General features: G+C 64.8%; 14 protein-coding genes and 1 riboswitch. Of the genes, 5 read left to right on the top strand and 9 right to left on the bottom strand.

The window, feature by feature from the left end; all coding sequences use genetic code 11:
• Nucleotides 1–86: 86 nt before the first annotated feature.
• Nucleotides 87–304, bottom strand: a riboswitch (cobalamin riboswitch).
• Nucleotides 305–497: 193 nt separating this feature from the next.
• From SPYCW_RS10840 to SPYCW_RS10820, 5 genes are read right to left on the bottom strand one after another with little or no spacing between them, the layout of a single operon-like run.
• Complete coding sequence (locus tag SPYCW_RS10840; protein ID WP_120216791.1) at nt 498–1,661, bottom strand: acetyl-CoA C-acyltransferase; 1,164 nt, start codon at nt 1,659–1,661, stop codon at nt 498–500.
• 1 nt (nt 1,662) lies between these two features.
• The gene (locus SPYCW_RS10835; RefSeq protein ID WP_120216790.1) at nt 1,663–2,892 is read right to left on the bottom strand and encodes an acetyl-CoA acetyltransferase; all 1,230 of its coding nucleotides are present in this window, start codon (nt 2,890–2,892) and stop codon (nt 1,663–1,665) included.
• A gap of 1 nt (nt 2,893) precedes the next feature.
• Nucleotides 2,894–4,585 (bottom strand): class I adenylate-forming enzyme family protein, encoded by a 1,692-nt coding sequence (locus SPYCW_RS10830; RefSeq protein WP_120216789.1) that lies wholly within the window; start codon nt 4,583–4,585, stop codon nt 2,894–2,896.
• A gap of 1 nt (nt 4,586) precedes the next feature.
• Entirely contained in the window at nt 4,587–6,083 is a 1,497-nt protein-coding gene (locus SPYCW_RS10825) for a carotenoid oxygenase family protein (RefSeq protein WP_120216788.1), read from the bottom strand.
• Complete coding sequence (locus tag SPYCW_RS10820) at nt 6,080–7,048, bottom strand: NAD(P)H-dependent flavin oxidoreductase (protein ID WP_120216787.1); 969 nt, start codon at nt 7,046–7,048, stop codon at nt 6,080–6,082. The genes SPYCW_RS10825 and SPYCW_RS10820 overlap by 4 nt, the downstream gene beginning before the upstream one ends.
• A gap of 114 nt (nt 7,049–7,162) precedes the next feature.
• On the opposite strand from SPYCW_RS10820, the gene SPYCW_RS10815 reads away from it, so the two are divergent.
• The 5 genes from SPYCW_RS10815 to SPYCW_RS10795 all read left to right on the top strand — a co-directional run bounded on the left by SPYCW_RS10815 (nt 7,163) and on the right by SPYCW_RS10795 (nt 13,921).
• Complete coding sequence (locus SPYCW_RS10815) at nt 7,163–9,451, top strand: TonB-dependent receptor (protein ID WP_232014677.1); 2,289 nt, start codon at nt 7,163–7,165, stop codon at nt 9,449–9,451.
• A gap of 86 nt (nt 9,452–9,537) precedes the next feature.
• Entirely contained in the window at nt 9,538–10,491 is a 954-nt protein-coding gene (locus tag SPYCW_RS10810; protein WP_232014676.1) for a winged helix-turn-helix transcriptional regulator, read from the top strand.
• A 119-nt stretch (nt 10,492–10,610) separates the two neighbouring features.
• Nucleotides 10,611–12,068 (top strand): IMP dehydrogenase, encoded by a 1,458-nt coding sequence (gene guaB / locus SPYCW_RS10805; protein ID WP_120218249.1) that lies wholly within the window; start codon nt 10,611–10,613, stop codon nt 12,066–12,068.
• A gap of 102 nt (nt 12,069–12,170) precedes the next feature.
• Nucleotides 12,171–13,361, top strand: coding sequence for an RsmB/NOP family class I SAM-dependent RNA methyltransferase (locus SPYCW_RS10800; RefSeq protein WP_120216784.1), 1,191 nt, complete (start codon nt 12,171–12,173; stop codon nt 13,359–13,361).
• A gap of 32 nt (nt 13,362–13,393) precedes the next feature.
• The gene (locus SPYCW_RS10795) at nt 13,394–13,921 is read left to right on the top strand and encodes a tetratricopeptide repeat protein (RefSeq protein ID WP_120216783.1); all 528 of its coding nucleotides are present in this window, start codon (nt 13,394–13,396) and stop codon (nt 13,919–13,921) included.
• A 329-nt stretch (nt 13,922–14,250) separates the two neighbouring features.
• On the opposite strand, the gene rsmA is transcribed toward SPYCW_RS10795, so the two are convergent.
• From rsmA to SPYCW_RS10775, 4 genes are all read right to left on the bottom strand, one after another.
• A complete protein-coding gene (rsmA, locus tag SPYCW_RS10790; protein ID WP_232014675.1) occupies nt 14,251–15,090 on the bottom strand; it encodes a 16S rRNA (adenine(1518)-N(6)/adenine(1519)-N(6))-dimethyltransferase RsmA in 840 nt (279 codons plus the stop codon).
• Nucleotides 15,087–16,106 (bottom strand): 4-hydroxythreonine-4-phosphate dehydrogenase PdxA, encoded by a 1,020-nt coding sequence (pdxA, locus tag SPYCW_RS10785; RefSeq protein WP_120216782.1) that lies wholly within the window; start codon nt 16,104–16,106, stop codon nt 15,087–15,089. The genes rsmA and pdxA overlap by 4 nt, the downstream gene beginning before the upstream one ends.
• Nucleotides 16,106–17,446 carry a peptidylprolyl isomerase gene (locus SPYCW_RS10780; protein WP_120216781.1) on the bottom strand — a complete coding sequence of 447 codons (1,341 nt, stop codon included), beginning with the start codon at nt 17,444–17,446 and terminating at the stop codon, nt 16,106–16,108. The genes pdxA and SPYCW_RS10780 overlap by 1 nt, the downstream gene beginning before the upstream one ends.
• A gap of 134 nt (nt 17,447–17,580) precedes the next feature.
• On the bottom strand, nt 17,581–19,884 hold the full coding sequence (locus SPYCW_RS10775) for an LPS-assembly protein LptD (protein WP_172595476.1): 2,304 nt from the start codon (nt 19,882–19,884) through the stop codon (nt 17,581–17,583).
• Between the last annotated feature and the right edge of the window lie 96 nt (nt 19,885–19,980).

Below are 19,980 nucleotides of genomic sequence, written 5' to 3'. Positions count from 1 at the left end.
TGCAACCCCGGCACCGAAGCGGCTCCAGCCGCTTGGTCGTCGCTCGACGGAGGTGTCCGTGCCGCGGCCATTCCCTGGGCCTTGGCAGTGAGCGACCCACGCCGGCAGGTCTCCTGGCTCGCGGGTCAGGGCTTGATGCACGCCTTCCCAGGTTGCCCCAGTGGCTGATCCGCAAATCCGGATCAGTGCATCGCGCTCGCCGCTTACAGTTGCAGGGACAGCCTCGGCTTCCGGGGTTCGGCAAGAACCCCGTCACCGCGTTCCCATTTTAAGCCCTTTCGGGCACCGGTGCGATCATGTGCAGGGCAAGCCCCGCACGCGCCGCCCATAGCGGAATGGCGGTTTTGCGCAATCGGGATTTGTTGGGGAGGTAAGTCTGGGCCTTCAGGCAACGCGGTACTCCTTCTTTTCGTCATTCCGGCGAAGGCCGGGATCTCGACCTATCGCAAAGACGCGCCGGTGAGATCCCGGCCTTCGCCGGGATGACGAAACTTAGGTCAGCTTTCCACCCGCTCGACCACCATCGCCGCGCCGACGCCCATCGCGCCGGTCAGCACGACCAGCCCGTAGCGGCCCCCGCAGGCATCGAGTGCGTCGAGCAGGGTCGAGGTCAGGATCGCGCCGCTGGCGCCCATCGGATGCCCCTTCGCCAGATGCCCACCGCTGACATTGACTCGTGCGCCATCGACATCGCGGTCGCGCAGGAATTTCGCGATCGTTACGGCGAACGCCTCCATGAATTCTATTCGGTCCATGTCGTCGAGCGCCAGCCCGGTGCGCGCCAGCACCTTGTCCATCGCGGCAAAGCCTGCGGTCAGGGAGGCGACGGGATCGCCGCCGCTTTCGGCAAAAGCGACCACGCGGGCGCGGGGAGGGGGACCGAGCCCGGCGGCGCCGACCAGCGCCATCCCGGCGCCGTCACAGATCGGCGGGGCGTGGGCGATGCTGTGGAGCGGCTCGAACGTCGTATCTTCCAGCGCGCCGGTATATTGGCGCTGCAACTCGCCGAACGCAGCGGGCGCAGCGGCGAGCGATTCCGCGCTGGTTTGCGGCCGGATACATTCTTCGCCGTCGAGCGCGCCGGTGGCGATCCGCGAGCGTTGCAGCGCTGCATCGCGATCGGTCGCCGCCGCCCGTTGCTGTGACGTCAGCGCCGCGGCGTCGAGTTCGGCGCGCGTGATGCCTTCGCTGTTCGCCAGCCGGTCGGCAGCAAGGACCGGCGGCACGAAGCGCGCGCGCGGCGGCAACTCGTCATTGCCATAGAAAGCGGCGCGATCGCTCAGGAACGGCACCGCGCTCATCGATTCCACGCCGCCGGCCAGAATATGCGACGCTTGGCCGCTCGCCACGCGCGCGACGGCCTGGCCGATCGCCGATAGCCCCGATGCGCAATAATTGTTGATCGTTTGCACCGCGATCGTGTCGGGCAGGTCGCTATGCAGTTTCGCCAGCATCGCCAGATGCCCTCCCTGCGCGCCGGTCTGCGTCACGCAGCCGAGGATCAAGCCGTCGGGGTGCGCGGCCATGTCGCCGCAGCGCGCCGCCAGCGCCGCCGCCTGCTGGCGCACCAGTTCCTGCGGGCTCAGGTTGGCGAGCCCACCGTCGGGCCGCGCCTTGCCGCGCGGCGTGCGCACCGCGTCGTAGAGATAGACATCAGTCAAATCAGGTGCCGACGACGAAGCTGACCGCTGTCGTCGCGCTGCCGCCGACGTTGAAGGTCGCGAAGTTGCGCGCGCCTTCGACCTGATAATCGCCTGCGTTGCCGGTAACTTGCCGCCAGCTGTCGAGCAGCATCCGTACCCCTGTGGCACCGACCGGATGCCCCAGCCCGATCAGCCCGCCCGATGGATTGACCGGCAATTTCCCGCCGAGCGCGATGGTCCCGTCCTCGATGGCGCGCCAGCTTTCGCCGGGTTTGGTGATGCCGAAATGGTCGATCGCCATATATTCGGTGATCGAAAAGCAATCATGCACCTCGACCCCGTCACACGCATAGATGTCGGGCATCTCCGCGCGGCGTAGCGCATCCATCATCGCCTTGCGTACGCTGGGGAAGACATAGTCGCCGCCGCGACTGTCGGCGACCTTGGTCGAATAGAGCAGCGGCGCGGTGGCATGGCCCCAGCCCTTGATGCGCGGGATGCTGCCGAGCGGGATACCGCGTCGTTTTGCATAGGCTTCGGCGACATCGCGCGAGGCGAGGAAGATCGCGGCGGCGCCGTCGGTGACTTGCCCGCAATCTGACTTGCGCAGGCTCCCTTCGATCAGCGGATTGACCTCGTCATTCTCGCCGAGATGATCGTCGGTCACCGCCCAGCCGCGTGTCTGCGAATTGGGGTTTTTCTTGGCGTTGGCGAAGTTGTTGGCGGAGATCGCGCGAAGATGCGCGCGGTCGAGCCCGAAGCGCTCGTCATATTCCTCGGCGACGCGTGCGAACATCCACGGCCACAGGTAGCGCGCTTCCTGCGCCTCGCGGCCCGCCCAGGCGGCGGCGCCGAGATATTCGGCGGCGCGCTGGCCGGGGACGTTGCGCATCAGCTCGATGCCGAGCACCAGCGCAAGCCCATAGCGTTCGGCCTCGATCTCGGCGGCCGCGGCGAGGATCGCGATGCTGCCCGACGCGCAGGCGGCCTCGTGGCGCGACGCGGGGATGCCCGCGAGGTCGGGGTGGACATGGCCGAAGAAGCCGCCGAGCTGGCCTTGGCCCGCGAACAGCTCGCCGACGAAATTGCCGACATGCGCGGTTTCGACTTCCTTCGGTTCGATCCCCGTCGCGGCGAACGCGGCTTCGGCGACGTCGCGGAACAGCTCGAACAACCCGCCGCCCTCGCGTTCGAGATTGCGCGAGAAGTCGGTCTGCGCGCCGCCGAGGATGAAGACGTCTTTCGCCATGTCAGGCTTCCTTTTCAAGAGTGGCGAGCGCTTGCTCGCGCACTTCGCTGCGCATCACCTTGTTGGTGACGTTGCGCGGCAGCGCGTCGAAGCGGAACAGGCGTTCGGGGAGCTTGAACACCGCCAAATCCTTTTCGCGCAGATAGTCGGTCACATCTGACAGGCTGATATCGTCGCTGCCGCGCGGAACATAGGCGAGCCCGATCCGCTCGCCCATCGTCGGGTCGGGAAGCGAGAAAACGCAGGCTTCGGCAAGCAGCGGATGCCCGCCGAGCAACTGGTCTATCTCCTCGGGCGAGATGTTCACCCCGCCGCGGATCATCAGATCCTTGCAGCGCCCGACGAAGCGATAGAAGTCTCCCCCCTCGGCGATCTCGAACAGGTCTCCGGTGCGGAACCAGCCGTCGTCGGTGAAGGCCTCGGCGGTGCGATCGGGGGCGTTATGATAGCCCTCGAACAGGCTGGGGCCGCGGATCTGCAATTCGCCCGATATGCCGTCAGCCTCGATCGGGTCGCCGCCGCCGGGCGACACGAGGCGGCTTTCGATGTTCGCGGCGCGGCCCTCGCCATAGGGCGGCGGATATTGGCCGCGGCGCGGGAATAGGCTCGCGCGCTTGTCGGGGTCGGGCATGTCGCCTTCGCCGGTGATGAAGCTCATCCCCTCGTTCGACCCGAAGACGTTGACGATGATGATGCCGAGCTGCTCCTGAAAACCGCGCACCATCGCGGGCGCGAGCGGCGCCGAACCCGAGGCGATGACGCGCAGGCTGGAGAGATCGACCGAGGCGAGCAACGCTTCATTCTGCAGCAGCATGTTGAGCACCGCGGGCGGCGCGATCGTTAGGCTCGGCCGCTCGGTCGCGATCTGCTTGAGATATATGCCGGGGTCAAAGGGATGGTGCAGCACCATCGTCCCCGCGCTGGTCAGCCAGCACATGGTGATGCCCCCAATGCTCGCCATATTGATGAGCGGGAAGGGGTTGAGCAAGACGTCGCCTGGCCCGACCTTCATCGCCTCGTAACCCGCGGCGGCGACGGCGATCCAGTGATTGTGGCTGCGCGGCACGCCCTTCGGCACGCCGGTGGTGCCCGAAGTCCAGCAGATGGTGAAAATATCGTCGGCATCGACCGGGTTCGCGGCAACATGTGCAGCGAGGGCTTCGGCGTCGCCGTCGGCGGTTGAAAGGTCGAGCGCGCCTGCGGGCGCATCGGGGCCGAAGGTCATCAGCGCAATGCCATCGAGCAACGGCGCCGCGACACCGATATGGTCGCAGCCCTTGACCTGCGTCGCGCAGACGAAGGCCTTGGGTTCGACGACGCCGATCATGCCCTTCAGCTCATGGCTGCGATATTGCACCGCCGCCGGGCTGACGATCGCGCCGATTTTTGCCGCCGCAAAATAGAGCGCGACAAATTCGCTGATGTTGGGAAGCTGGACGAGCAGAACATCGTCCTTACCAATCCCGGCGGTGACAAGCGCGCCCGCGAGCCGGTCGATCTCTGCCGCCAGCTCGGCGTAGGTCAGCCGCTGCGGCTCACCGAATGCGAAATCCGCGCGGTTCGGCGCATCGACCAGCGCGAGCCGCTCGGGATGCGCCGCGGCATTGGCCGCGAACAGGTCGGCGAAAGTCTGATCGCCCCACCAGCCGCTTGCCCGATACTGCCGCCGCTTTTCCTCTCCCGCGACAATCATCTCAGGCGGCCAGTACGCTGTTTTCGCCCATGCCGATATCGTCGCCGCTCGCCCAGACGCTGTGCGTTCCCGAACAGATGCGTTCGGGCAGGATGATCCGGCACACCGGTCCTGCCGCGATATTCTTCGCGTCGATCAGCACGCATTCGGATTTGTCGGTTTCGAGGTCGGCGATGAAAGAGACGAGATAGCCATCATCCTCGTCCTTCGCGTTGATCCGCGGCGCAAATGGCGCCTCGCTACCGAAGCGGCCGGGGCCGAATTCATATTCTTCGCTCGTACGGTTCGCGAGGTCGTGCTTGACCAACCCGCGGAACAGGAACCAGCCCGGTTCGGGGATCGCGCTATAGGCGTAGCGGTAGGGTTTGCCCGCATAGCGGTGGTTGAACATGCCGAATTCGAGGTCGCGATCGTCGAGCCGCTCTTCCTTCGTTTCGCCCGTTTTAAGGTTGAACCGCCACCGGTGGAGGCGCGGCTTGAGCAGCCCCTGGTCGAGATAGGCCATCATCCGCTCCAAGCCCTCGGGGGCGTTGGGATAGGATTTCGGCATCGGCTCTTCCTGATAATAGCCGTCGAGGATGATCTCGTCGCCTTCCTCCCACGCGTTGAGCCAATGCAGCGTGTAGGTCGGCTCCGCTTCGAACCAGCGGATATCCTCGGGCTGCCCATGCCGCGGAATGATCGCGAAGCGCGTCTTCTGGTCCGGATGGAACTGCACGACGTGCAGCCGTTTTTCGAGCAACTCCTCGTTCCAATAGAGCGGCATGTCGTTGAGGATCGTGTAATTTTCGGTGAACGCCATGTCGTGCGGCAGGCGCGGACCGGGCAGCGGCACCGGGATATAATGCTTGAGCTTGTTATCCGGCCCGACGACGCCATAGTGCATGAAGGGCGCGTGCTTCGAGTAATTGAAAAACATGAGTTCGCCGGTTGCGTGGTCGACCTTGCAATGCGCCGAAATACCGTCGAGCGGCACCCAGCTTTCGGTGCCATATTGTTCGAGCGTGAAGGGGTCCAGCCGATAGGCTTCGCCGCACTGATAGAAGGTCGAGATGATCTTGCCGGCATGGATCGCGACGTCGGTGGAGCTGCTGTCCTTCAGCCATTCCTGCGCGCCCCAGCCGTGGCGTGTCGACTTGTGCGGCGGCTCCATCAGCCCGGCCCACAGCGAGCGGCCGGCCTCCTTCTCCGCCGCAAATCCCTTGGTGCGGACGAACCGGCTGCGATAGCTCGCCCGGCCACCTTTGAACGAAATCGCATGAATGAACCCGTCGCCGTCGAACGGATGATAGCGCCCGATCGGCTCGTGGATCTGGTTCTCGCCGGTGCGGACATAAACGCCGTCGATGTCGGTCGGGATATTGCCGATCACCTCGGCATCGCCATTGGCAAAGATCGCGTTCCACTCGTTGTACGTCGGTCGCCACGCGCCCTTCATGTAGGGATGATCGTTCGGCTGGATCGTAGTCTGGATCGTCTCGACGAGTTCGGCGGTCATGCGAGGACTCCTTCGGCGGGGGTAAAGCGCGGCCTTGCGGCGGCGGCATCATATTCGACAATCAGGCGATCGACGATGGTCGCGATGGGTTCGACGCCGCGTACCGCGCCGACGCCTTGTCCGGCGGACCAGACGTTCTTCCACGCCTTCGCGTCGTCCTGCGCGTCGGAGAAATTCGGGCGCTTGTCCTCGGGCATGTTCGCGGGGTCATAGCCTGCGGCGATCAGGCTCGATTTCAGCCAGTTGGCGGTCACACCGGTGATACCTTTTGAAGGCACGATGTCTTCGGCACCGGCGGCAACGACCATCTCCTTATATCCCGGCACCGCCATGCTCTCGGCACAGGCGATCAGCGACGTGCCGAGATAGGCGAGGTCCGCGCCGAGTATCTCGGCCGCACGTACAGCGTGACCCGTCGAGATCGCCCCGCCGAGCACAAGCGGCCCGTCCCAGAACTGCCGCACTTCCTCGACAAAGGCGAAGCCCGCGGTCGCGCCGGTGTGGCCGCCCGCGCCGGCGGCGACGAGCACGAGCCCGTCGACTCCCGCCGCCGCGGCCTTGCGTGCGAAGCCGACCGAGTTGACGTCGGCAAAGACGAGCCCGCCATAGCTGTGGATTTCCTCGACCACCCGCGCCGGACTGCCGAGCGCGGTGATCACCAGCGGCACCTTGTGGCGCACGACGCAGGCGAGATCTTCGGCGAGGCGGCTGTTCGACGGATGGACGACCAGGTTGACCGCCCAGGGCGCCGTATCGGGGTCGTTCGACAGCGCGGCGTCGATCCGGCTCACCCAATCTTCGAGGTCCGCCGAGGTGCGCGCATTGGGGGCCGGGAAGCTGCCGATCACGCCCGCGCGCGAAGCGGCGATCACCATTTCGGGACCGGAAACAAGGAACATCGGCGCGGCAATCGCGGGCAACCGCAAATTGCGCGTCAACGCCGGTGGAAGGCCGTTTTGCGGCACTATGATGTTCTCCCGATTATCTGACTTGCATAACGATACTTAAAGACGATAAGAGTGGCAAGGCCAGAAAAACATCGCGGGGCAAACCCGACGATGGTGGGAGGGAGACATATCATGAAAAAGCACTTCGCCGCGCTGCTCGCCGTATCGGCGCTCGCCAGCCCCGCCGCCGCATGGGCGCAGGATGCGGCCCCCGCTGACGATCAAGGCGGGCTCGAGGAAATCATCGTCACCGCGCAAAAGCGTGCCGAAGGCCTGTCCGACGTACCGATCTCGATCTCGGCGATCAGCGGCAAGCAGGTCGAAAATTACGGCCAGACCAATCTCGAACAGATTTCCTCGTCGGTCCCCAATCTCAAGATCACCCAGACCGCGATTGCCAACCGCATCGCGATCCGCGGCATCGCGTCGGGCGACAACAAGGGGTTCGAACAGTCGGTCGCGATGTTCGTCGACGGCGTCTATTATGGCCGCGACCAGCTGTCGCGCCTGCCGCTGGTCGATATGGAGCGCGTCGAGGTGCTGCGCGGGCCGCAGCCGACGCTGTTCGGCAAAAATGCCATCGCGGGCGCGGTGAACATCACGACGCGCAGCCCGACCGACGAATTCGAAGGGTCGGTAAGCGGCCTCTATGAATTCAATCACAAGGAATTCCAGCTGACGGGCGTCTTGTCGGGACCGCTCAGCGACGGGATCGAGGCGCGCGTCGTCGGCTATCACCGCTCGATGGACGGCTATTTCTACAATCAGAAGCTCGACCGCGACGAACCGAATGTCGACGAATATTATGTTCGCGGCAAACTGGAGTTCGACAAGGGCGGGCCGCTCGCCGCCGAGCTCAAGCTGGAATATGCCGATTTTGAAATGAAGGGGCAGCCGCGCGACGTGTTCGGCGCGGTCGGCAATTACAATACGGTGTTCCAGGGACCGTTCTTCGTCAGCACCAACCCCGATTTTGTCCGCGAGGACAATGGCTATGAAAGCCGCAACAAGGTGTTCGGCGCGACGCTCAACGCCGATCTGGACATCGGCGAGCATACGCTGACCTCGGTCACCTCGCTGCTCGATTACAAGACCCGCGAAATCGTCGATGTCGATTTCTCGGGGATCAGCTTCCTCGACGGCACCAACTTGCAGGAGGATTATCGCCAGTTCTCGCAGGAATTGCGGCTGGCATCGCCCGGCGGCGAAGCGTTCAACTATATCGCCGGCGTCTATTATCAGAACGCCAAACTCGATGTCGACGATCAGGTGCTGTTCAACTCGACCTTCCTTGCGCTGGGGCCGCCGTTCAACGCCATCGGCGATACGCGCAACGACCGCGTCTATTCGCAGAAATCCGACCTGATCTCGGTGTTCGCGCAGGGCGAGCTCGCGCTCAGCGACCGCTTCCGGATCACCGCGGGCGCGCGTTTCAACCATGAAAAGAAAAGCGGCAGCCGCACGCTGGCGATCGTGCGCGGGCCGCTCAACACCTTCAACCCGCTGGTGGTCGCCGGAACCTTCCGCGCGCTCAATATCGAGGCACACAGCATATCGGGCAAACTCAGCGAAGACAGTTTCAACCCGATGGTCAACGTCCAGTTCGACGCGACCGACGATCTGATGCTCTATGCCTCGTTTGCACGCGGCACAAAGGCGGGCGGCTTCGACATCCGCTCCAATTCGCTGCCGGGATCGACCACCGTCGCTCGCCCCGGCGCATTCGAATTCGAGGATGAAAGCGCCGACAATTTCGAGGCGGGGCTGAAGTACAAGGGGCGGAATGTTGCGTTCAACCTGTCGCTCTATCGCACGACCTACAAGGATCTGCAGGTCAATATCTTCGACGGCACGCTGAACTTCAACGTCGCCAACGCCGCGGGCGCGCGGACGCAGGGGGTCGAGGCCGATTTCCGCGCCGCGCTTGCAGACGGGCTGACGCTCAGCGGGGCGATCGCTTATCTCGACTTCAAATTCACCAACTTCACCTCGGGCCAATGCTATTATTTGCAAACGCCGGGACCGGGAGGTTTCTGCGACTATACCGGGCTGCGCAACGCCTTGTCGCCGAAATGGTCGGGCAACCTCAACCTCGACTATACGACCCCGATCAGCAGCGACATGAAGGTGGCGTTCAACGTCAATGCCGACTTCTCCTCCTCCTATATCGCTGCCGCGAACCTCGACCCGCGCACGCATCAGGACGGTTACGTCAAACTCGGCGCCCGACTGGCATTGGCGCAGGTCGATGACCGGTGGGAGATCGCGCTGATCGGTCGCAACCTGACCAACCAGCGCATTCTGCAAACCGCGAGTTCGATGCCGCTGGCGACGACGATCACCCGCAATGCCGGCAATGCGTACAACGGCATCGTCGATCGCCCGCGCACGATTGCGGTCCAGTTGACCGGGCGCTTTTGACACGGGGGAGGGCGGTGTACTGCCCTCCTGCCAGCCTTGTCGGGATAGCGGCCGTGGTTTAGTGGCGGCACGGACTGCAGGATGGCTTGAGCTTGAAACACGACCGCACCATCAGGGCTTGTTCGATCTGGCGCGCACTCGACGTCGTCGGCGATGTACCGGTGCTGCTGCTCATGGAACAGGCCTTGCTCGGCATCCACAGCTTCGACGAATTTGTCGCGCGCACCGGCCTCGCGCGCTCGGTGGTCAACGGGCGGCTCAAGAAACTGGTCGAGGAGGATTGCCTCGCCAAGGTGCCGCGCAAGGGCGGCCGCGGTTTTCATTATATGCTCACGCCAAAGGGCCGCGACCAGTTTCCCAACGGCCTGATGATGCTGCGCTGGCAGCATAAGTGGGAGGCGGACGGCCGCGACTTTCAGGTCCGCCTGCACCATGCAACGTGCGGCCATGCGACCGAACCAGTGCCAACCTGCGGTCATTGCCACGCCGAAATCGACCCGCGCGACGTCGATTGGCGCGAAGGGCCGGGGCTGGCGCAGATCGTCCCGCATTACGAGCGCCGCCGGTTCAACGGCGAAATCGGCGCGCGGCGCCCGGGTGGCTGCCCGCTGGTCGACACGATGATCGAGCTGTTCGGCGACCGCTGGGCAACGCTGGTTGTCCGCGCGATGTTCACGCAGATCAACCGTTTTGACGAGATCCAGCGCGACACGCTGATGGCGACCAACATCCTGACCGGGCGGCTCGAGCGCCTGATCCGGCAGGGGATTATTCGGGCGGTACCCTATTCCGACCGCGGCGACCGCTTCGAATATCGCCTGACCGCCAAGGGCCGCGACCTTTATCCGGTGCTGCTCGCGTTGCTGCAATGGGGCGACCGCTGGTTTTCGGACGAGCGCGGGCCGCCGGTGCTGTTGACCCACCGCCCCTGTGGTCACGATCTGAACATGGTCGTCGCGTGCAGCCATTGCGGGGACGAACTGCAGCTGGAAAACAGCCGTTTCACCGTCGAGCCGACCGAAACGTCGCCCGCGAAATAATCATGCGCCGCCCACTGGCGCGCGCGGGGCCGACTGGTTACATGGGCCGCCACCAAACGAATCGCGCGCGCCGCCCCGATATGCGGGACAGGCGCCGCCCGCACCAGAAAGTGGCCCCGATGGAAATCACAACCGGTCTGACCTTTGACGATGTCCTGCTGGTGCCGGGGCCATCCGAAATTCTGCCCAGCGATGCGGTCCTTGCGACCCAGCTGACCAGCGAGATCGGCCTCAATATCCCGATCCTGTCGTCGGCGATGGATACGGTGACCGAGGCGGATATGGCGATCCTGATGGCGCAGATCGGCGGCATCGGCGTTCTCCACCGCAACCTCACGATCGAAGAACAGGCCGCGGCGGTGCGGCAGGTCAAGCGCTTTGAAAGCGGGATGATCGTCAACCCGATCACCATCACCCCCGACGCGCCGCTGTCCTATGCCACCGCGCTGATGAACCAGCACCGGATTTCGGGTATCCCCGTCGTCGAAACCGGCGGCAAGCTGGTCGGCATCCTGACCAACCGCGACGTCCGTTTCGCCGACAATCCCGGCCAGCCGGTGCGCGAACTGATGACCGCCGACAACCTCGCAACCGTTCGCCCCGGCGTCGGGCAGGACGAGGCGCGCAAGCTGCTGCACCAGCGCCGCATCGAAAAGCTGCTCGTCGTCGACGACGATTATCGCTGCATCGGTCTGATCACCGTCAAGGATATGGAAAAGGCGGTCAATTTCCCCGACGCGACCAAGGACGGTAGCGGCCGCCTGCGCGTCGCCGCGGCGACCAACACCGGCGATTCGGGGATCGAGCGCGCCGAAGCGCTGCTCGACGCCGAATGCGACCTGATCGTTGTCGATACCGCGCATGGGCACAGCAAGATGGTTGGCCACACCGTCGAGCGCATCAAGAAGCTGTCGAACCGCGTCCAGGTACTCGCGGGCAATGTCGCGACCGGCGACGCGACCAAGGCGCTGATCGACGCGGGCGCCGATGGTGTGAAGGTCGGCATCGGTCCGGGCTCGATCTGCACGACGCGGATCGTCGCCGGGGTCGGCGTACCCCAGCTGACCGCGATCCTCGACAGCGTAGAACAGGCCGCGAAACAGAATATCCCGGTCATCGCCGACGGCGGCCTGCGCACCTCGGGCGATATCGCGAAGGCGCTGGCGGCGGGCGCATCGTGCGTCATGGTCGGCTCGCTGCTGGCCGGGACCGCCGAGGCGCCGGGCGAAACCTTCCTGTTCCAGGGCCGCACCTACAAAAGCTATCGCGGCATGGGCAGCGTCGGCGCGATGGCGCGCGGTTCGGCCGACCGCTATTTCCAGCAGGACATCAAGGACCAGATGAAGCTCGTCCCTGAAGGGATCGAGGGTCAAGTGCCGTTCAAGGGCGCCGCCAAGGACGTGATTCACCAGCTCGTTGGCGGGGTGAAAGCGGCGATGGGCTATACCGGCAGCCGCACGCTCGCCGACTTCCGCGAGCGCGCCAAATTTGTCCGCATCACCAATGCGGGGCTGCGCGAAAGCCATGTCCACGATGTCGCGATCACGCGCGAAGCGCCGAATTATCCGGCGGGTTGAGCGTAAGATGATGCGCAAGGCCGGATAACCCCACCCTCTGCGACTATGCCAGCAAGCTGGCCAGTCTCGCTGCCCTCCCCTAAAGGGGAGGGGGAGAATTGAATGACCCCCGCCGCCCGCGTCCAGACCGCAATCGAAATCCTCGACGCTATCGCTGCCTCGGCGCGCGAGGGCGGGGCGCCTGCCGACGCGATCTTTGGCGAAGCGATGCGCGCGCGGCGCTACGCGGGGTCGAAGGATCGCCGCGCGATCCGCGGCCTCGTCTATGATGCGATCCGCCGCGTCCGGTCGGCCCCGCCGTCGGGCCGCGCCGCGATGCTCGCGCTCGCCGACACCAATCCCGAACTGGCGGTGCTGTTCGACGGGTCTTCCTACGGCCCCGCGGCGATTGCCGCCGACGAACCGCGCGCCGAAACCGGGCTTGCCGCGACCGCACTCGTCGCGCTGTTCGACCCGCTGGTCGATGCTGCTGAGCATGATGCGATGCTAGTCCGCGCATCGCTTGATCTCCGGGCCAATCGCCTGCGATCGAGCGGCGAGGAACTCGCGACGATCTTTCCCGAAGGGGAGCCGATCGCGGGGCTTGCCGACGGCTGGCGTCTGCCGGGCGAAACCGCCGCCGTCCAGCACGCGGCCTATGCCGAGGGACGTTTCGAGGTTCAGGACGCCGCGAGCCAGTATGCCGCTGCGGCGCTCGATGCCCATGCAGGGCAGGCGATCGTTGATCTGTGCGCTGGCGGCGGCGGCAAGACTTTGGCGATCGCGTCGGCGACCGGCGACGCCGCCGATATTCTTGCCTGCGACACCAACCGCGCGCGGCTCCAGCAGCTTTTGCCGCGCGCCGAACGCGCGGGCGCGACGCGCATCGAAACGCGGCTGCTCAACCCCGGCAAGGAACATGATATGCTCGCCGACTGGCAGGGCAGGGCCGACCGCGTTTTCGTCGATGCGCCTTGTTCGGGCAGCGGCACCTGGCGGCGCAGTCCCGAGCTTCGCTGGCGGCTTACCCCGTCGCGGCTCGACCGGCATCTCGCCGATCAGGCGAAGCTGATCGAGCTTGGCGCCGATCTTGTGGCGCCGGGCGGCAAACTTCTTTATGCCGTCTGCTCGATCATCGCGCGCGAGGGGCGGGCACAAGTGGATGATTTTCTGCATCATCATCCGGGCTGGACTGCCGACACCGGCTATCTGCCGGACGGTATTGGCCGCGCCGCGGGGGCCGGTTTTCTGCTCACCCCGGCATATGACCGCAGCGACGGATTTTTTCTCGCACGACTGACAGCGCCATGTTAGCATCCTCGCCAATGAATAGATGGGAGAATGCGATGCGCGTCGGTATTCTGGCTCTGTCCGCGGGTCTTATCCTGGCCAGCCTGCCCACGGCATCCGATGCCCAGCGCGCCGACAATGACATCTTCCCGCGCTCGACCGCGCTCCAGCAGGAAGGGCAAAAGGCGCAGGAAGCCGGCGATCTCAACCTTGCGATCGATCTGTATGAATCGGCGCTCGCCGCCGACCCACGCAATCGCTCCGCGATCATCGCGCTGGCGCAGGTCGCGCGCGCGCAGGGGCTGCCGGGCAAGGCGATCGGTCTCTATCGCGAAGCGTTGGTGCTCGAACCCAATGACGTCGTCGCGCTGACCGGGCAGGGCGAAGCGCTCGCCGACAAGGGCGCCCTCGAACTAGCGCGCGAGAAGCTGGCCGAGGCGCAGCGGGTCTGCGGCGACAAATGCCCGCAAGTCGCGGCGCTCGAAAAGACCATCGCATCGAGCGCCTCGAAGCGCGTCGTCGCCGCCGAAGTGCTGGTACCGAAACCCGTCGTCGCGACGGTTGGTGCCAGCAACCAGAACTGATCCTCGCCCCAGCGCAATTGGGAACGGCGGTTAACGGTCGTTAGCTGCCATTCGCGTCGGTTTGGATCGAATGACCGGAAACGACCGATTGCGGACGTACGTCATTTCCTCTCTCCCCTTGTGGGAGAGATACGAAGGCTTGGCAGCTTTGCTGCCTAGCCGCAGTTGAGAGGGGGGTTGCGCGGGCTGGCGTCCGTCCCCTCACCAAGCTTCGCTAGCTCCTGACGGAGCAAGCTGCGCTATCCTCTCCCACAAGGGGAGAGGAGCTTGTGACCGCTCTCCACCCCAAAGCCGACATGCCATTCGCCACCAAGTCGTGGCGACCTATCTTAGCCCCCCAGCGTCCGCGCCAGCTCGATCCATTCGGCGACGCTGACCGTTTCGGCGCGGCGGGTCGGGTCGATCCCGATCGCTTCGGCTGCCGTGACCGCGCCTTCGACACCCTTCAGGCTCTGGCGCAGCATCTTGCGCCGCTGGCCGAACCCCTTTTCGGTGAGCTTTGCGAGGCGCTTCGCATCGACCCCTGCCGGTTCGTCGCCCGGTGTCACATGGACGATCGCCGACATCACCTTGGGCGGCGGGGTAAAGGCCGACCGGTGGACCTTCATCGCAATCTTCGCGTTCGACCGCCACTGCGCGAGCACCGCGAGCCGTCCATAAGCATCGGTCCCGACCGGCGCTACGATGCGCTCGGCGACCTCGAGCTGGAACATCAGGGTGAGCGATCGCCATTGCGGCGGCCATGCGGCGGGTTCGAGCCAGCGGGTGAACAGCGCGGTCCCGACATTGTACGGCAGGTTCGCGACAATATGGTAGGGCGTGCCGCCGGTCAGCGCGTCAACGTCGACCGCCATCGCATCGTCGGCAATCACCGTCAGCTGCCCCGGGAACGCCTCACTCAACTCCGCGAGCAGCGGCAGGCAGCGATCGTCGCGTTCGACCGCGATCACCTTCGCCCCGGCACGGAGCAGGGCGCGCGTCAGGCCACCGGGGCCGGGGCCGACTTCGAATACCGTGGCGCCGTTAAGGTCGCCGGGGATTGCAGCGATGCGGTCAAGCAGTTGCTCGTCGAACAGGAAATTCTGCCCGAGCGCCTTGCTGGCGGAGAGCCCGTGCGCGCGCACCGTTTCACGCAGCGGTGGCAGGTCGGGCGCTGGGCGGGCGCTCACTTCGCTGGCGCGCAGCTGCGCTCGCGTGCGATGGCAAGCGTGGCGGCCATGGCGATCGCGGCAATCGTCGGGCCGGGATCGGCCAGCCCGGTACCGGCGATGTTGAACGCGGTGCCATGGTCGGGCGAGGTCCGAATAATCGGCAGGCCGAGCGTCAGATTGACGCCGTCGTGGAAATGCAGCGCCTTGAACGGTGTCAGCGCCTGGTCGTGATAGGCGCAAAGCAAGGCGTCATAGCGCGCGCGGACGGCTGGCGCGAACAGGCTGTCGGCGGCGAGCGGACCATCGACGATGATGCCCTCCTCGGCCAGCTGTGCCACCGCGGGAATCATGACGCGGTCTTCCTCGCTGCCGAGCTGGCCGCTTTCCCCGGCGTGCGGGTTGAGTCCTGCGAGCGCGATGCGCGGGCTTTCGATGCCGAAATCGCGTTTCAGCCCGCGCGCCACGATCCGCGCCTTGGCGACGATCAGCTCGACCGTCAGTCGCTCGGGCACTTGGGCGAGCGGGATATGGACGGTCAGCGGAACGACGCGGAGGGATGGCCCCGCCAGCATCATCACCGCATTGGTTGCGGTGACGCCGCAGCGTTCGGCGATGAATTCGGTCTGGCCGGGATGGGTGTAGCCGATACCGTGCAGGGCGAATTTCGACACCGAACCGGTGACCAGTGCGGAACTCGCCTGGTTGCGGGTCAGGCCGATGCCGGTCTCAAGCGCGTGCAGCGCGCAGGTGGCGCCCGCGGCGGTCGGTGCGCCGGGGGTCAGCGGTCCGCTGTCTTCCAGGTGCCACACGGGCAGCGCGTCGTCGAAGACCCGCTGGACCTCGTCCATGTCGCCGACGCGGGCGATCGGACCGTCCCAAACCGCTTCGATTGCCGCCGAGTCGCCGATCGCGACAAATGCGGGCAGGCCATGTTCGCGGCGCGCGGCCCAGGCGCGGGCGGTAACGTCGGGTCCGACGCCGGCCGGATCACCCATGGTGACCGCGATCGGCTGTCGAAGATCAGGGTAAGCCATTAGCTATATTCGATCACGGCATCCCGGCGGAGATCGCGCAGATAGCGCTGAGCCCGCTTGTTGACCTTTTCTTCGAGCAGGCGCTGTTCGATCTGCTCGATGTTCGGCGCCGTCGCCGTTTGCGGCATGTCGCGGCCGCATAGCACCAGGACGCTGATCCCTTCGTTGGCAGCGCCGAACGGCTGGGTCGTCTGGCCGATCTGCAAATTCACCAGCGTGTTCTGGAGCGGTGCGGGCAACACCCGCATTTCGATATTGTCGCGCGACACCACATTGGCGCCCAATTGCGCGGCAACCGCATCGGCAGCGCCGCAGCCCGCGATATTGCGCGTCGCCTCGGCGAATTGTCCCGCGATTTCCGACGCCCGCGCCTGCGTGGTACCGGCGGGGAAATCGAGCGAGATCTGCTTGAGGCTGAGGATCGCGTCGCGCGGATCGGCGGTCAGCACCTGGCGCCGATCGACCATCAGCATGATCGACACGCCGCCGGGAACCTCGATCGGACCGACCAGCTGGCCCGGCTGCATCGTCGCGGCCGCTTCCGCCATCGACGTGGGCAACTGGCCTGCCTTTACCCAGCCCAGATCGCCGCCGACGACGGCGGTCGATGCTTCGGAAAACTGGCGCGCATAAGCGGCAAAACTGCCGCCCGACTGCAAGGCCTGGATGATCTTGCGGGCATTCTCGACCACCGCAGCAACATTTTCGGGCGGTGCCGACAGATAGATTTCGCCAAGATGGAACTCATCCTGTCCCTTGGCATCGTTCATCCGCTGGACGACCGATTCCACTTCCTCAGTCGAGACGTTCGTGGTCGACTGGATGTTGCGCGACAACAGGCGATCCCAGGCAAATTCGCCGCGGATCTGCTGTTTCACCGCAGCCGCCGACGAACCTTTGGAAGCGAGATAGGTCGAAAACTGCTCGGGCGTCTGCTTGAAGCGCAGCGCGAGCCGCGCGAACTGGTCGTTGACGACATTTTCGTCGATCGTGATGTCCGCTGCCTTGGCTTCCTGAATCTGCAATTTCTCGTCGATCAGGTTGCTGAAAACCTGCTGGCGCAGCCGCTGCAACTCTTCGGGGGGCAGCGCGACATCATTGTTGGCGATCCGGATCAGCGCCATGCGATGTTCGATGTCGGTGGCAGTGATGATCTCACCGTTCACGGTCGCCGACGGGCGATAAACATTGCCCTTGGCATCGCCGAAGATCTGGACGTTGCCCGGGATATTGAGGCTGGTCGTCGGCACTTCATTGTCGCTGACAGTCTGGGCCAACACCGGCGTGATGCCGACGGCGGCCACGGCGATCAGGCTGATCATGGTCGAAAACTTGGTCATCTTTACCCTATTCGAGAAGGTTTGGACGCTCCGTATCAGCGGATGCGCCCGATGGTCCAGCGCAATCCGCCATCCGGACGTGTTTCGAGCCCGCCTTTAGGTCGGGCACGCTGAACCTACGCTGAGCGACGCGTTCAGAACCCGAGGTTGCGGAAAGCAATGCGGAACGAGAAGCTGTTGCCGCGCCGGGCGTCGCCGGTATCGGCATAGTCGCGGCGCCAGGTCAGCGCGATCGACAGGCAATCGTCGTCATAGGCCACCCCCAGTCGGTGGCGAATCGGTTCGAACCCGTCGGCGGTACTCAAGGGATCGTCGCTTCGCTTGGTCAGATCGACGATCGCCGAACCAAAGACCGACCAATATTGTGCCACCTTGACCCGTCCGCCGACGCGCGCTTCCTCGCGGTCCTGGAAATCTTCGCCGAGCAACAGGATGTCGCGGTTGAGCCGCGAATATCCGAGTACCGCATAGGTCGACCGACTGCCGATCGTCGCATCAAATTCGTTGCGGCGGATGGCCAGATTATCCTTGTCGAGCCGGTAGCGGTGGGTGAGGCGCAAAAAGTCGCGATAGGCGATCGTCGTCCGCCCGACGACGTCCGACGTGCGGCTGGTCAGCCCGGTCCCGTCGGGGAACAGGGCGGGCTTGTCCGACAGGCGATAGCTTTGCCCGACGCTGCTGCTGATGTTGAAGCCCGGGCGGCTGAAATTCCATTCTACGCCATAGGTGATGCGCGCGCCATCCTCGAACCGGTCATAGCCGTTGAAGCGGTTGATCGCGAACAGGTTGCTGTCTTCCAGATCAAAGGCGCGGGCATCCTCGTTGGGGATGTCGATATTTTCGATCGGCGGGGTGGCGACGATCTGGACGCGCGGAGTCAGCGTCTGGGTGCCGCCTGCAAACTCCCCGACAAAGGGCCAGCGCATGTCGGCGGCGACCGCCGCGATGCCGCGCGCCTGCCAGCCCGACTTGCCGCGATAGCCGGGGATCGCAGTCAGCAGATTTTCATCGCTGTGATAGACATCGCCGCGTACCAGTGCGGTCAAGGTGACTTCCTGCCCCAGCCGCGTCAGGCCGCGCAAATCCCAGCGAGCACCCGCAAAGGCGCGCTGCGTATCCTGTCCCGCGGTGCGCCCGATCGCCAGCGTGTTCAGCTGCAACTCGACCTGGCCGCCCAACACCGGATCGGCAAAACGCTGGCGGTAATCGATGATCGGCAGCGCAATGGGTTGCTGCCCCTGGCTGTCGTTGGCGCGCAGCGTCTGCGTCGCCCAACCCGCGATCGAGAGGTAGGAATTGCCACCGATCCGCTCGAGCTCGAAGGTCGAGCGCAACCGGTCGTCGCGGCTGATGTCGTAGCGGCGCATGAACGTCCGGTCGGTCGCGATACGGCCCGAATAGCTGAAGCTCCAGCGCGGGTCGAACTGGAACTTGCCGGCGCTTTCAAGGTAACCGCGAAAGCGTTTGCGGCTGTCGGGGTCTTCGCCGGTGAGCGGGACCAAAGAGCTGTAGGTCGCAAAGCCGTTGATGCGGAACGAACCAATGTCGGTCAGCGCGCGGAATTCGCCTTCGAGCATCGGTGCGGCGCCGGTGTAGAGGTGCGGGGTGATGGTGATATCGCGATCGGGTGCCAGGCGCAGGTAATAAGGGACAGCAATTTCGAAGCCGTTGCTGCGGTCGAGCCGGATCTCGGGTACCAAAATGCCGCTGCCAGCCTCGCTGTTCGCCGGATGGCTGAGCCCGGGGAGCGGGATCAGCGGCAGGCCGAAAATCTCGACCCGCGCGCCCTTGTAGCGGACCTTGTTGTTCGCTCGGTCATAGGTCACCCGGACAGCGCGGATCTGCCAGCTCGGGTTCTTGGGGCAACCGTCGGCGTCCTCGACCGGGCAGGCGGTGTAAGCGGCATTTTCCAGCTGAATATTGCCGTTCTCGAACCGCGTGCCCTTGACCGCGGCTAGCCGTGACCCGTTGTCGAGCACAACGAGCAGGTTTTCGACGACGCCGTCGCGCAAACTATCGGTCAGCTCGATCCGGTCGCCATACGCAATGTCGCCCTCGGGATTCTTGATTGCGACATTGCCCTCGGCGAACACCTGGCCCGTCCTGCGATTCCACGTCACCTTGTCCGCGCGCATCGAAATCGCTTCGCGGTTCATCGCGACATTGCCCTCGGCCACGACGACTTCGGTATCGCTGTCGTAATTCAGGCTGTCGGCGGCAAAACCGACCTGATCGTCGGCGGCGACCGCCGGGGCGTCGGAGGTGACCGGCGCAATATCGGGGGTCTGAAGATCGGGCTCGCCAGCAATTTCCTGCGCGGGACGCGAATCGCCGATCTGCTGTCCCGCCGCAGGGCTGGCGAGCAGCGCAAATCCACTCGCGGTGGCCAGCCACAGCCGCTGCGATCGGTGCGCGCTTTGGAACAAAGTCCAGCTCATTTAATCACTTTGTCCCACTTGATCGATCGCGTCCGCCCGGGTTGGACCGGCTGCTTTGTTTTTGCAACTCGCAAGCGAAACCCCTATCGGTCCCGC

Source organism: Sphingopyxis sp. EG6 (assembly GCF_003609815.1).
Classification (GTDB): Bacteria; Pseudomonadota; Alphaproteobacteria; order Sphingomonadales; family Sphingomonadaceae; genus Sphingopyxis.
Note: the sequence above shows the minus strand (reverse complement) of the source record. Positions and strands in the feature narration are given on the sequence as shown.